Source organism: Micromonospora yasonensis (assembly GCF_026013475.1).
Classification (GTDB): domain Bacteria; phylum Actinomycetota; class Actinomycetes; order Mycobacteriales; family Micromonosporaceae; genus Micromonospora; species Micromonospora yasonensis.
The window spans coordinates 13,920-27,073 of the sequence record NZ_JAPDPH010000086.1; the positions used below are offsets into that span (position 1 = coordinate 13,920).

The window sequence follows — 13,154 nt, forward strand, 5'->3', positions numbered from 1 at the left end:
ATCAGTCCTTCGTCAGGCCGTCGCGGACTGCCCGGCCCAGGTCGTCGAGCCGGTCCAGCACCCCGCCGAGGGCGCCGGCCAGCACCACGCCGTGGACGCCGAGCGCGCCGAACGCGGCGAACCGTTCCGCGACCGCGCACGGGTCGCCGGTCACCACGAAGCGTTCGCGGACGAACCGGTCGGCCTCGGCCGGCACATCGCCGCCGACGCGGGCATCGGCCGTGCCGTGCCGCCGGTAGTCGTGCGCCTCGGCCACCGCGGCGACCCGGGGGCGGAGCGCGGCCGGCACGTCGAACCAGTCCGGCGCCCGCACCAGCCGGGCCGCGCACGACCCGAGCACCGGCGCGGCGGCGGCATCAGCACCGGCTTCGTCGTCGGTCACCACCGCGCGGACGAACATCCAGACCGTCACGTCCGCCCGCGCCGACCGGGCCAGCGCCACCGCCTTGCCGACGATTGCGGGGTCTGCGCCCGCGTCGACCAGCACGCCGCCGAGCCTGGCGGCGGTTGCCGCGATGGTGCGCGGCCCGGACGCGGCGCCGAGCAGCAGCGCCGACGCCGGCACCAGCTCGCGCAGCGTGGCGAGCGACGCCTCGTACGCACGCAGCGACGGCGGCGCCAGCCCTTCGTTGCGCACCGAGCTCTCACCCCGCCCGACCACCGCGAGCACCCGCCCGGGATGGTGCGCGTCGAGGGTGCGCACCGCGCCGGCCACCGCGGCCGGGTGCCGCAGCCCGAGGCTGAGCACGCACGGCCCGGCGAGCCGGGCCGGGGTGGCGCTGAGCACCCGCTCGGTCTCCACCAGGCAGTCGGGAAACAGCCGCGGGCTGTCGGCCAGAGCGACACCGTCGAGCCCCGCCGCGAGCGCGGTGCCGGCCAGCTCGACCGGGTCGGCCTGGCCGGCCGGCCGGGCCACGTTGAGCAGGATCACCGCAGGGCCTCGACGAGCTCCGCGATGTCCATATCGGACGGCGCGCGGTTGGGAAGCCCGTCGGACACCACGGACAACGTGTGGGCCAGCCCGCCAGGCATGCCGGTGATCCCGGCATCCCACGCCCGCAGGGCGAGCCAGGCGGCGGCCGGGTCGTGCCCGGGCGCGACACCGGGCGGACCGATCACCATCAGGCTCGCCGCGAGGTCGAGCAGCGCCGGCATCTCGTTCTCCGGCACCCCAACCAGCCGGGCCGCGCACACGGTGGCGGCCAGCACACCGGTGCTCACCGGCGCCGTCGGCACCGCCACCTCGGCCGCGGCGGCCAGCCCGGCGTCGACGGCCGCCGACAGCTCCGCCGCCGACCGGCGCCGGGCGGCGCCGACCGCGAGACCGACCAGCGTCGGCCCGACCGCCGGACCGAGCGACGCGCACCGCTCGCCGTTCCATTGCAGCGCGATATAGGTCTCTGCCCGGGTGCCGGTCCCGATCAGCGGGAACTCGCCGTCCGGCGTGCCGACCCGGGCCGCCCACGCTGCCAGGGACCTCTCCGGCGCCGGGAGCGCGGCGAACCCGGCCAGCAGGGCTGCGACGCTCATTCCCGGTTCACCTCCGTGCTGTCGGTGACCAGATAGAACTTGAACTTCGTGCGGCCGGCCGGGCCCCGCTCCGCCGGCAGCGGGTGCTCCTCGAACCAACGCAGATAGTTCGCGTACGCCTCCTCGTCGGCGTAGTGCATCTCGGCGATCCGGTAGAACGTGTAGCCCTCGGGCACCGACGCCGTGCCGCCGGAGGCCTGCCGCACCGGGCGCAGCACCTTGTTGAAGACGATCCGGTCGAGGTACGGGTTGGCCATCAGGTCGGGCGCGTGTACGTCGAAGAGCCAGCGCTCGTACTCCTCGGGGCTGACGCCTTCCTCGATCTCGTAACCGAGAATGGTTTTGATCATGTGGTTGCTCTCCTTACCGTCCACAGGTGAGACTCGGCGCCCACGCCGAACCCCTCCAGCCGCACCCGCACGGGCTCGATCCGCACCCCGGCCAGCTCGGCCACCACTTCTTCATCCGTCCTCACCGGAGCCTTGGTGTGTCCGGCCGCCCGCTGCCGCACCACCTCTCGCCGGTAGACCACAACCGTCCACTCCGGAGACATGGCCGACGCCGTCCCGCGTACGGCCACCACCCGGGGCGGAAGCAGGCCGAGGTCGAAGACGTGCGGCCGCTCGTTGCTTGCGTCCGGCGCGGGCGTGCCGACCCAGGTGACCAGCGTGTGCGGGTCGCGCCGCCACTGCTCGAGCCGGCGGTGGCCGGCCCGCTGCACCAGGCTGACCGACCAGTCCGGCTCGAGGAACGCGGTCATCGTGCGGGCTACCGGGAAGCCGTCGCGGTCGATGGTGGTCACCTGGGCGAAACCGGCCTCGCCGAGCACGAAGGCGTGGGCGGCGGCGCGGGCGGTGGCGAGGTCCATCAGCGGCTCCACGGCGCGAGGTGCCAGGTCGTCACGGTGGCCGGCGTACGGCCGACCCGGGCGGCGAGTTCGGCGTGGGTGTACGCCCGGTCCGGCACCGCCGCGCCGACCACGTCGACCGTGACACCGGGCCGGTCGAACGGGTACGGGTCGAGCCAGAGGACGCCCGGCCTCCGGACGCCCACGGTGATCCGCTCGACCGGGCCGAACGGGTTCGTGCGCACCGGCGGCAGTAGCACGTCCTCGGCCGAGTGCTCGAGGGCCGCCAGCTGCGGACCCCAGGGCCGGGCCGGCCCGGGCTCGGCGGCCGGCTGTCGCGGCATCACGCACAGGTAGAGCGAGAGCAGGTCCCAGAGCTGGAGCAGCTCGTAGTTGTGCCAGAGCCGGGTCTCGAACGCGGCCCGCGGCTCGGCCGCCGTCCAGGCCAGCCGCTTGGCCTCGATCCATCGCCGCTCCTCGGCGTCGACCGCCGCGTCCTGCGCCGCCCGGCCGTCGGCGCCGAGGTCCAGCCGGCCCCGGGCGCCCGGCGTCGACCACCGGCCCCGGTAGAGGCCGGTCCAGTGCATGCCGACCAGCACGCCGGCGTACACGTCGCCGAGCGCCACTCGCTCGACGCCCTGGCGGTAGAGCCGGACGTGTTCGCTCGCGTCGATCTCGAGGAAGTGCAGCGGCCGGCGCTCCAGCTCGTGGAAGAGCACCCGGGCGTCCCAGGCCCGCCAGCCCTCGTCGTGCCGCGCGGCCGCAGTGCGCACCGGCGAACCCGGCGTCGGCGTCTCGAACCGGTCGTTGCCCCACGCGGCCGCCAGCTCGCCGGCGACCCGGCCGTGTTCGACCTGCTCGACCAGGTGCAGCGCGCCGTCGCGCCGGGTGACGATCACGCGGCCGCCGCCCGCAGCGCGGCGCCGAGCGAACGGGCGGCGCCGCCGGCGGCCAGCCCGCCGATCGCGGCGAGCACGGCCCCGGCGTGGCCGGGGAAGCGGTGGTCGAGCAGCCGCCGGGCCTTGGTCCGCAACGCGTCACGGTCGAAGGCCCGGGAGCCGTCGCCGCGCGGCAGGTCGGCCGCGCCGGTCAGCACGCTGCCGTCGGCGCGGACGACCCGCACCCGGGCCGGGCGACCGGCCGGATAGCCGGCGTCCAGCTCGGGGTCGTGCCGCACCTCGACCCGCGCGGCCAGGTCGCGCACCGCCGCCGAGGAGACCGTCTCCGCGGTCAGCGTCGTCTCGTCGAGCGTGCCGGTGAGCAACGCGACCGCGACCGAGGTGGGCACGCTGAACCGGGCGGCCAGCTCGCTGTCGGCGACCGCGCCGAACCGGGCCGCGTGCGCGAACGCGCGCACCTCCACGCGTTCCACATCGGACAGCGGGCCGGTCGCGGCGACGATGTCCGCCACCGCGTCGTTGACGCCGTGCAGGTGGGCGCAGGTGGGGTGCGCCTTGGTGTAGCCACGCAGCACCTCGTAGCCGTCGTCCCGCCCGAAACCCGACCAGTCGCGGGCGGCGACCGCCGCGAAATGCCGGTCCAGCGCGCCGGGCAGCGGTTCCAGACCGGCCACGGCGGCCGCGCCCAGGCTCGCGCCCAGCTGCACCGACGCGCCCAGGAACGCGTGCCCGCCGGTATGCCCAGCGAAGATGGTCGCCGCGTCGCTGACCAGCACGGCCGAGCCGGCCAGCTCGACGGCGCGGCGCATGGCGGCGGCGTCGCCGGGCGCCAGCAGCCGGGCCACTCCGGCGGCCGCGCCGACCTGGCCCCAGGTGCCGATGTCGTGCACGCCGTCCGGCGTGCCACCCATCGCCCGGCCGACCCGGACACCGACCTCGTAGCCGGCCAGCACCGCCGACAGCAGCTCCGCGCCCGGCAGGTCCCGCTCCTCGGCGAGCGCAAGCACGGCCGGGACCACGTGCGATGCCGGATGCCCGCGGGCCGGTCGGTGACCATCCTGCAGCTGGTCGGCCGCGATCGCGCTGCCGTTGCGGAACTGGGCGTCGGCGGCGGGCCAGCCGCGCGGCGAGCCCACCACGGTCGACTCGCCCGAGCAGGACCCGGCGACCAGCGTCCGTAGCTCGGCCCGCCCGCTGCCCAGCGCGGCGACCGCGATCGTGTCGGCGACCAGGTCGACCACCCGGTCCTGGACGGCGGCGGGTGCCGACGCCCAGTCGGTGGCCGCGGCGGTCGCGGCGAGCCGCTCGATCATCCCCGTGCCCGGGCCATCAGGCCGGCCACGTCCGGCGCGGCGGCCAGGTCGAGCACGGCCGCGGCGATGTCCTCGCGGTCGGGCACGCGCGCGGCGTTGAACGCGAACTTGGCGGCCAGCTCGGCCGAGCTGAGCGGGTTGTCCGGCCCACCGCGGTTGACGTCGACCCGCACCTCGTGCCGGGCGCCGTCGCACAGCACGACCCGGAGCACCGCCGGGAACTGGTTCGGGAAGATCTCGTCGCACCGGGCGTCCGCCACGCACCGCACCTTCGCCGCCAGCGCCAGCCGCGCCTCGTCCGCCGCCGCCGCGTCGGTGAAGTCGTCATGGCCCAGCCCCAGGCCGCCGCCGCCGAGCAGCGCCGCCGCCACGGTGTAGGGACCGCTGAACGCCGCGTGGTAGCCGGACTTCGGCCGCGCCTTGTCCTCCGGCGGCTGGGCGATCGTGCGCAGCACCGGCGACGGCACGCCCAACTCGATCGACTCGATTGCGGCCGGGTCGACGCCCCGCGCGCGCAGGGCCAGCGCCGCGTCGATGCCGGCGTGCGTGAAGTGGTTGCACGGGTACGGCTTGAAGAAGATCCCGGGCAGCTCCCAGTGCGTGCCGAGCCGGTCGACCACCGCGTCGACGTCGGCCCGCTCGCCGCAGAACGCGTGCAGGAAGCCGAACCGCCCCTCGACCACGGTCGGCGGCCCGGTGAGCCCGTGCCGGGCCAGTTCCGCGGCCACCACGCCGGAGTGCGCGGCCCAGCCGCAGTGCACCCGCTTGACAGTGCCGCCGGTCCGGTTGGCCTCCAGCAGGCCGGCACCCATGCTCGCGGCGATCCCAGCCGCGTGCGCGATGCCCTCGGCGTCGGCGCCGCCGACCATCGCGGCCGCCACGGCCGCGCCGACCGCGCCGCAGATCGAGGTCGCGTGCTGGCCGCGCTCGAAGAACTCGGAATTGCCGAGCGCGCGGTCGTAGCCGCCCATGCCGAGCCGGACCGCGACCTCGATGCCCATCCCGGCCGCGTCGAGCAGCGCGGCGCCGGACGCGCCGCGCGCCTCGGCCACCGCCAGCGCGGCCGGCACCACCGGCGACGAGGGGTGCAGAACCGACGGCAGGTGGGTGTCGTCGAAGTCGAGCGAGTGCGCCAGGGTGCCGTTGACCAGCGCCGCGTTCGCGGCCGGGACGCGCAGCCCGGTGCCGATCGCGACCGCCTCCGGCGTGCCGCCCGCCGCCTGGACGTACTCGGTGACCGCCCGGGCCGGCGGCAGCCCGGTGGCGGCGAGGCTGTTGCCGATCAGGTCGAGCACCCGGCGGGCCACGTCCTGCCGCAGGTCGCCCGGCAGCCCGTCGCACCGCACGTCGTCGGCGACCGCCGCGAGCCGCTGGACGACGGTCGGCGCGGTCATGCCGCCACCGCCGCGAACGGCCGGACCGGCGAGCCGGTGCCGCCGACGATGCGCAGCGGCGCCATCGCGAAGACGAACGCGGTCAGCCCTTCGGCGGCCGCGTGCTCGAGGTTGAGGTGCTCGATGATGTAGACGCCGGCGTCGACCAACAGCACCCGGTGCACAGGCAGCACGCTGTGCCCGGCGCCCGGCCGGATCTGCTCGTACGCCGTGGTGTCCGAACCGGTGGCGACCACCCGGCGCGCGGCCAACCATTCGGCAGCGTCGGTGGTGGCGCCCGGCACGCCGGAGACCTGCCCGAGATAGGTCGCCGCGTCGTCGAAGTGCCGCGCCCAGCCGGTGCGGACCAGCGCGACGTCGCCGGGGCCCGGCTCGACACCGGCCCGCGCGGCGGCGGCGGCCAGGTCCGCCGCGGTCACGCCGTAGCCGGCGGGCAGCACGTCGACCCCGTGCACGGCGGCCACGTCGAGCAGCACGCCGCGGTTGAGCAGTGCGGGAGTGTGCTCGGCGCCGAGCGCGGTGAACCGGCCGCCGGTCTGCGCCGCCGCGGCGTCCACGCCGCCGTGCAGCTTGCCGTCGTGGCTGACGTGGGAGAGCGCGTCGACGTGGGTGCCCACGTGCCCGCCGGTCACGATCATCTCATTGGCCGCCGAGCCGCCATCGGGGCGGACCATGTCGCCGTGCCGGCGGATCAGGCTCATCCGGAAACCGGGGTGGTTCGGCGAGCACGGCATGCCCGTGAAATGCGGGTGCCCGAGCTCGACGAGCCGTACGCCCGCGGTCACCGCGGTGAGTAGGGCGTCGTCCGTGCGCGCCGGGCGGGCCTGCGGCTCGGTGGTCAACTCGTTCCTCCTGTGGGTGGTTCGGACGGGTCGGTCAGGTCGAGGACGAGTCGGGCCCGGCGCACCACCGCGGGGTCGACGAACCGGCCGTCGGCGTCGAGCACGGCGACCTCGCCGGCTTCTTCCGCGCGTGCCGCGGCGGAGAGGACGGCCCGCGCGGCCGCCACCTCGGCGGCGGTCGGCGTGAAGACTTCGTGCACGACCGGGATCTGCCGGGGGTGCACCACCGACCGGCCGACGAAGCCCGTGGCCCGGGCCCGCTCGGTGCTGGCGCGCAGGCCGTCGAGGTCGGCGACGTCGGTGTAGACGCTCTGCACGGGCGAGGGAAGCCCAGCGGCCCGGGCCGCGACCACCACCCAGCCGCGCGCCCAGGCCAGCCCGTCGTCCCCGGTCACCCGCAGGTCGGCCGACAGGTCGGCCTCGCCCAGCCCGAGACCGGCGACCAGCGGGTGCGCGGTGGCCAACTCGGCCGCCCGGGCCAGCCCGGCGGCGCTCTCCAGCAGCAGTTGCAGCGGCAGTCCGGCGCGGGTGGCGACCTCGCGGACCAGGCCCGGGTCTTCGCACCGCGGCACCCGCAGCCCGGCCAGACTCAGCCCGGCCAGCGCGTCGACGTCGTCCTCGCCCCACGGGCCGGCCGGGTCGTTCACGCGTACCCACAATGGGCGGTCGTGGGGGCCCTTGGCGGCCAGTCGCAGCGCGGTTTCCCGGGCGGCCGCCTTCTGGTCCGGCGGCACCGCGTCCTCGAGGTCGACGACCACCGCGTCGGCGCCGGCGGCGAGCGCCTTCGCCACCCGGTCGGCGCGGTGGCCGGGCACGTAAAGCCAGGACCGCAGTGTCACTTGGGCAGCCCGCCGGACCAGCCCAGGGCCCGCGAGATCCGGTCGGCCGCTTCCTGCACCAGCGGACCGAAGCGTTCCCGGGCGGCCGCGTCGACCCGGTGCGCCGGGCCGCAGACCGAGATGGCGCCAACGACCGCGCCGTCGATGCCGAAGACCGGCGCCGCGACCGAGCCGGCGCCCTCCTGCCGCTCGCCCTCGGAGCCGGCGACCCCGGTCTCGCGGATCTCGGCGAGCCGCGCGCGGAGCAGGTCGTGGTCGGTCACCGTGCGGCTGGTCAGCGGCGGCAGCTCGGCGGCGAGCACCGCCTCCCGCTCGGCGTCTGGCAGGAAAGCCAGGATGCAGGTGCTGGAGCTGCCGGCGTGCAGGGGATAGCGGCGGCCCACCTCGACCGTCATCTTGATCTCCCGGGTGGACTCGACCTGGTCGAGGTAGACCCGGCCGCTGTGCACCCGCGCCGACACGGTCGTCGTCTCGCCGGTGGCCAGTTGCAGCTCGCGCAGGACCGGCATCGCGACCGTGCGCAGCTGCGACTCGCGCAGCGCGCGGGCGCCGAGTGCCGCGGCCGCCGGACCGAGCTGGTAGCCCCGGCTCGCCGGATCGCTGACCAGCAGCCGGCGCTCGACCAGCGTCTGCAGGATCCGGTGCACCACAGCCTTGGACAGGTCGAGGCTGCGCGCGATCGCGGTGACCCCGAGGAAGTCCGGCCCGTCGGTGAACAGGAGGAGGACATCGGCCACGCGGGTCGCCGCCTCGGTGCCCTGACTCTCTGCCACGTCCACATCCCTCATTCCGGCGTTTCCGCTAGCGGAACACGATTCCAGCACCGACCAGCCCGAGGGTCAACCCCCAAAAGTCCCGTCCAGGCTGTCGTAGCCCACGCGCAGGTCCGCGGCCTGCCGTCCGGCGACCGGCCCGCAGCCGGTCGCGGCCAGCAGCAGGGCCAGCAGCGCGCTGGCCGTCGTGCCGCGGCGGCGGACTGAAACCACCTGGACGCCCCCGATCCGGTCGTTTTTGCGAAGCCACATGGTACGAGACGGCCGGCGGCGCGTCCGCATCCGCCTCGCCCTTCCGGATGCGACCACAGAGGACGGCGGTGGGCTTTTCGCGGCCATTTTCCGGCTCCGGTAGACTCCGCCGACTGTGACGCCTGCCGAGCCCCGTGACTCGCCGCCGGACACCGACGCCCCGACGGGCTCCGCCTCCGTCACCACCGTCGCCCCGATCACGCCCGAACCGCCGGCCGACCCGGCGCCCGTCGCCGTACCCGAGCCGGCCCCTGCCGATGGCGCGCCGATCGCGGCCGGCGCCGCACCGACCAGACCGGACGCCGCGTCGGTGGCGGCCGACGCCGCCCGGGCCAGGTCGAACCCCGCGCCGACGACTCGGCGGCGCCGGCGCTGGACCCTGCGCCGGATCGATCTCGCGGTGCACGCGGTCTTCCTGCTCGCCGCGCTCTGGGTGACCAGCCGGATCTGGGTCGACCCCGCCGGCCGGGTCGCCGCCCTCTACAGCAGCGACCCGGCGCAGGTGCAGTTCTTCCTGGCCCACTCGGTCCGCGTGGTGCTGCACGGGGAGTTTCCGTTCTACACCGACCAGTTCAACTACCCGGACGGGGTCAACCTGATGGCGAACACCGCCATCCTGGCCCTCGGCATCCCGATGGTGCCGATCACCCTCCTGTTCGGACCAGCGGTCTCCTTCGTCACGCTGGTCACCCTCGGCCTGGCCGGCACGGCCGCCGCCTGGTACCGGGTGCTCTCCCGGCACGTGGTCCGGCTCCGGCTGGCCGCCGCCGTCGGGGCCTGGTTCTGCGGGTTCTCGCCGGCGATGCTCTCGCACGCCAACTGGCACCCCAACATCATCTCCGAGTTCCTGCTGCCGTTCATCGTCTGGCGGGTGCTGGTGCTGACCCGCTCCACCCGGCCGGTCCGCGACGGCGCGCTGCTCGCCCTGCTGGTCACCGCGCAGGCGTTCATCAACGAGGAGATCCTGCTCTTCACCGCGCTGGCCTGCGGCGTCTTCCTGCTCGCCGTGGTCGCCCAGCGGCGCGGGCTGTGGGCCGCGGCGTGGCGCCCGCTCGGCGTCGGGCTGGCCGTCTGCGCCGTGCTCGCCGGGGCGCTGTTGGCGTACCCGCTCTACGTCCAGTTCGCCGGGCCGATGGCGTACCACGGGCTCAGTGACACCGTCCGCGACTACGGCAATGACATCGCCGCGTTCTTCGCGCCCGGCTCGACGACGCTGGGCGGCAACGAGCGGGCCAACGTCAACCTCGCCCCGAACTACTCCGAGGAGAACGCCTTCTTCGGCTGGAGCCTCTCCCTGCTGGCCGTCGGCATCGTCGTCTGGCTGCGCCGGGAGGTGCTGGTCCGGGCGCTCGCCGTGACCGGGGCGCTGTTCGCGGTGCTCTCCCTCGGCGAGCGGGTGTCCTGGTGGGACCGGGACCTGTTCACCGGGCCGTGGGAGCTGCTGGTCCACCTGCCGCTGCTGGACGCGGTGGTGCCCACCCGGTTCGGCATGATCACCACCGTGGTGATCGGGGTGCTGCTGGCGTTCGCCGTCGAGCGGGCGGCGGCGCTGCGGGTCCCCGACCGACGCACCGTACGGATCCTGACCGTCGCCGGCCTGGTGCTCGCCCTGCTGCCGATCGCACCGATGCCGTTGCAGGTCACCACCCGTCCCGCGGTGCCGAAGTTCATCACCGCCGACCGGTGGCGGCAGTACGTCGGGCCGGACCAGACCCTGGTCTCGGTGCCGGTGCCGAGCATGGGCAACACCGACCCGATGCGCTGGGCGGCCAGTACCGACCTGGCCTTCAAGATTCCCGGGGGCTACTTCCTCGCCCCGCGCAACGGGGTCACCGGCGACCCGGGGCGGTTCGGCGGACGGCCCAGCGGCATCGGTGACCTGCTGGAGGAGGTTGCGGCCACCGGGCGTACGCCGAAGCTGGACGACCGGCAGCGCCGGCGCTTCCTCGACGAGTTGCGCCACTGGCGGGCCGCCATCGTCGTGCTGCCGTTGAACGAGCCGAACGCCGAGCCGCTGCGTCGGACCGTCGAGCAGTTGCTCGGCCCGGCCCGGCAGGAGCTGGACGTGTGGTTGTGGGACGTCCGGGCACTGACCAGCAAGTCGGCCTGACCCCGGCCGCCGTGGAACCGCTGACCGGCCTTGAGCCGAAGCCGGCCGAGACCGCCCCGGCCCGCCGGGAGCGCCGCCGGCCCCGGCCGGTCGACGCGCTGGTCGTGGCCGGCTACCTCGGCCTGGCCGTGCTGCTCACCGCCGGCCAGTGGGGCCGCCCGGACCGGCTGTTCCACCAGGCCGGCGACCAGATCCTCTTCGAGTGGATGCTGGCCCACGCGGCCCGGGCGGTGACCGGCGGGGAGGACCTGCTGCACAGCACCGCCCTGAACGCCCCGGACGGGGTCAACCTGATGGCCAACACCTCGGTGCTCGGGCTGGGCGTGCCGCTCACCCCGGTCACCCTGCTCGGCGGCCCCCAGGTGGCCTTCCTCGTCGCCGTGGTGGCCTGCCTGGCCGGCACCGCCACCGCCTGGTACGCGCTGCTGGCCCGCCGCCTGGTCCGGTCCCGGCCGGCCGCGGCGGTCGGTGGGTTGTGCTGCGGGTTCGCTCCCGGCATGGTCTCGCAGGCCGGGGCGCACCTGCACATGGCCGCCCAGTTCCTGGTGCCGGTGATCCTCGCGCTGGTGTTCCGGCCCCGCACCGACCGGGTCCGGCGGGACGGGGTGCTGCTCGGGCTGGCCGTCGCGTACCAGGTCTTCCTCGGCGAGGAGGTGCTGGTCTTCCTCGCCCTCGCCGCCGGGGTCTTCGTCGGGGCGTACGCGCTGGCCGACCGGGCCGCCGCGCGCCGGCTGGCACCCGTGGTGGCCCGCCGGCTGGGCATCGGGGCGCTGGTCGCCGGGGTGCTGCTGGCGTACCCGCTGTGGGTCCAGTTTTACGGCCCCGGCCACTACCGCGGGATGCCCTTCTACGCCCGGGGCTACCGGCTCGACGCGGCGTCGTTCACCGCCGTCGCCCGGCAGAGCGTCGCCGGGGACGGCTACCGCGCCGGGCTGCTGTCGCCGAACCCGACCGAGCAGAACTCCTACTTCGGCCCGTTCCTGCCGCTGCTGGCCGTGCTGGTGGTGGTCCGACTGTGGCGGCGACCACTGATCCGGGCCGTCGCCGCCTGCGGGCTGCTGTTCGCCCTGCTCTCGCTGGGCATCACGATCGTGGTGAACCGGCACGACACCGGGCTGCCCGGCCCGTACCGGCTGCTCGCCGGGGTGCCGCTGCTCGACCTGGTGGTGCCGGCCCGGTTCGCGCTGGTCTGCGTACCGGTGCTCGGGGTGTTGCTGGCCCTCGCCCTGGACCGGGTCCGCCTCCGGTCGGCCCGGGCCTGGGCGCCGTGGGCCGGCGCGGTCGCCGCCGCGCTGCTGCCGCTGGTCCCGACGCCGATCCGGACCGTGCCGGCCGTGCCGGTGCCGGCCTTCGTCACCGACGGCGCCTGGCGGGCGTACGTCCCACCGGGACGGACGCTGGTGCCGGTGCCGCCGGTGACCGGGGCCGCGGTGAGCCCGGGCATGCTCTGGTCGGCCCGCGCCGGGCTGGCCTTCACCGCGCCGGGCGGCTACTTCATCGGCCCGCAGGGCGCGGACGACCCCACCGCGCGCTGGGGCGCCCCGGACCGGCCCACCTCGCTGCTGCTGCGCCGGGCCGCCGAGACCGGCCAGGTGCCGCCGGTCGGCGACCCGGAACGCCGGCAGGCGATCGAGGACCTGCGGCACTGGCGGGCGGCGGTGCTGGTGCAGGCCGGCTCGGCCCCCGACGACCCGGTCCGGGCCACCGTGGACGCCCTGGTCGGCCCGGGCCGGGACGTGGCCGGCGCGCACATCTGGGACGTCCGCGCCCTGCTCGGCTGAGCGGCCCTTCCTTACCCGCGGTCGCGGACGTCCCAGAGCCAGACGTCGTCGACCCGCTGCGGCGGGCCCAGCAGCGCGGTCATCAGCTCGCGCAGCACCCCCTCGCTCGGGTTCGCGCCGAGCACCACCACCGACGCCTTCCAGAAGCGCAGGTCCTCGAGCGCCTGGCGGCGGTTCTCGTCGGTGATCGCCGGGACCTTGCCGGCGTCCATGGTGGCGTAGATCAGGGTGCTGGTCGGCCGGTTCGGCGCTCCGAAGACGCCCTCGCCGTGCTCGTTCGGGCCGATGAAGTAGCCGGCGGGGATGGGGAACGCCAGCCCGGTCAGCGCGCTCCAGCGCAGCGTGGGCAGGCCGTGCACGTTGCTCGGGATCGGCACCGGCACCAGGGTCCGACCGGCCGGCACGTACGGCCGCCAGCCGCCCGCGGTGATGAAGTGCGGCGGCGGGTCGATCCGCTGGGCCGGCAGCGGGCGCGGGAAGAGCGGCAGCAGGGCGGCCACGACGGCCGCGTACCCGATGCCGCGCAGCCAGCGACGGCGCGGCCCGGCGGCGGGCGCCGGCGCGGCCTCGGCGG

General features: G+C 75.7%; 13 protein-coding genes and 1 pseudogene. 2 read left to right on the forward strand and 12 right to left on the reverse strand.

Annotation, left to right across the window (positions count from 1 at the left end):
- Window position 1: 1 nt before the first annotated feature.
- The 11 genes from ONA70_RS18740 to ONA70_RS18790 form a co-directional block, all read right to left on the reverse strand.
- The gene (locus tag ONA70_RS18740; protein WP_265007743.1) at window positions 2–931 is read right to left on the reverse strand and encodes an LLM class flavin-dependent oxidoreductase; all 930 of its coding nucleotides are present in this window, start codon (window positions 929–931) and stop codon (window positions 2–4) included.
- Window positions 928–1,530, reverse strand: coding sequence for a hypothetical protein (locus ONA70_RS18745; protein WP_265007744.1), 603 nt, complete (start codon window positions 1,528–1,530; stop codon window positions 928–930). The genes ONA70_RS18740 and ONA70_RS18745 overlap by 4 nt, the downstream gene beginning before the upstream one ends.
- Window positions 1,527–1,880 (reverse strand): EthD domain-containing protein, encoded by a 354-nt coding sequence (locus ONA70_RS18750; RefSeq protein WP_265007745.1) that lies wholly within the window; start codon window positions 1,878–1,880, stop codon window positions 1,527–1,529. Before ONA70_RS18750 ends, ONA70_RS18745 begins: the two co-directional genes overlap by 4 nt.
- Complete coding sequence (locus ONA70_RS18755; protein ID WP_265007746.1) at window positions 1,877–2,398, reverse strand: hypothetical protein; 522 nt, start codon at window positions 2,396–2,398, stop codon at window positions 1,877–1,879. Before ONA70_RS18755 ends, ONA70_RS18750 begins: the two co-directional genes overlap by 4 nt.
- The gene (locus ONA70_RS18760) at window positions 2,398–3,276 is read right to left on the reverse strand and encodes a DUF3891 family protein (RefSeq protein WP_265007747.1); all 879 of its coding nucleotides are present in this window, start codon (window positions 3,274–3,276) and stop codon (window positions 2,398–2,400) included. The genes ONA70_RS18755 and ONA70_RS18760 overlap by 1 nt, the downstream gene beginning before the upstream one ends.
- On the reverse strand, window positions 3,273–4,589 hold the full coding sequence (locus tag ONA70_RS18765; protein ID WP_265007748.1) for an MmgE/PrpD family protein: 1,317 nt from the start codon (window positions 4,587–4,589) through the stop codon (window positions 3,273–3,275). The genes ONA70_RS18760 and ONA70_RS18765 overlap by 4 nt, the downstream gene beginning before the upstream one ends.
- On the reverse strand, window positions 4,586–5,983 hold the full coding sequence (locus ONA70_RS18770) for an MmgE/PrpD family protein (RefSeq protein WP_265007749.1): 1,398 nt from the start codon (window positions 5,981–5,983) through the stop codon (window positions 4,586–4,588). The genes ONA70_RS18765 and ONA70_RS18770 overlap by 4 nt, the downstream gene beginning before the upstream one ends.
- A complete protein-coding gene (locus tag ONA70_RS18775) occupies window positions 5,980–6,825 on the reverse strand; it encodes a cyclase family protein (RefSeq protein WP_265007750.1) in 846 nt (281 codons plus the stop codon). Before ONA70_RS18775 ends, ONA70_RS18770 begins: the two co-directional genes overlap by 4 nt.
- Window positions 6,822–7,664, reverse strand: a complete 843-nt coding sequence (locus tag ONA70_RS18780; protein WP_265007751.1) for an HpcH/HpaI aldolase/citrate lyase family protein — start codon at window positions 7,662–7,664, stop codon at window positions 6,822–6,824. The genes ONA70_RS18775 and ONA70_RS18780 overlap by 4 nt, the downstream gene beginning before the upstream one ends.
- Window positions 7,661–8,437 (reverse strand): IclR family transcriptional regulator, encoded by a 777-nt coding sequence (locus tag ONA70_RS18785; RefSeq protein WP_265007752.1) that lies wholly within the window; start codon window positions 8,435–8,437, stop codon window positions 7,661–7,663. The genes ONA70_RS18780 and ONA70_RS18785 overlap by 4 nt, the downstream gene beginning before the upstream one ends.
- A gap of 66 nt (window positions 8,438–8,503) precedes the next feature.
- On the reverse strand, window positions 8,504–8,650 hold the full coding sequence (locus ONA70_RS18790) for a hypothetical protein (protein ID WP_265007753.1): 147 nt from the start codon (window positions 8,648–8,650) through the stop codon (window positions 8,504–8,506).
- 307 nt (window positions 8,651–8,957) lie between these two features.
- On the opposite strand from ONA70_RS18790, the gene ONA70_RS18795 reads away from it, so the two are divergent.
- Entirely contained in the window at window positions 8,958–10,799 is a 1,842-nt protein-coding gene (locus tag ONA70_RS18795; protein WP_406601211.1) for a hypothetical protein, read from the forward strand.
- Entirely contained in the window at window positions 10,757–12,580 is a 1,824-nt protein-coding gene (locus ONA70_RS18800; protein ID WP_319957715.1) for a hypothetical protein, read from the forward strand. Before ONA70_RS18795 ends, ONA70_RS18800 begins: the two co-directional genes overlap by 43 nt.
- Before the next feature lie 11 nt (window positions 12,581–12,591).
- On the opposite strand, the pseudogene ONA70_RS18805 reads toward ONA70_RS18800, so the two are convergent.
- Window positions 12,592–13,154, reverse strand: a pseudogene (locus ONA70_RS18805) (hypothetical protein); the annotation flags it as partial.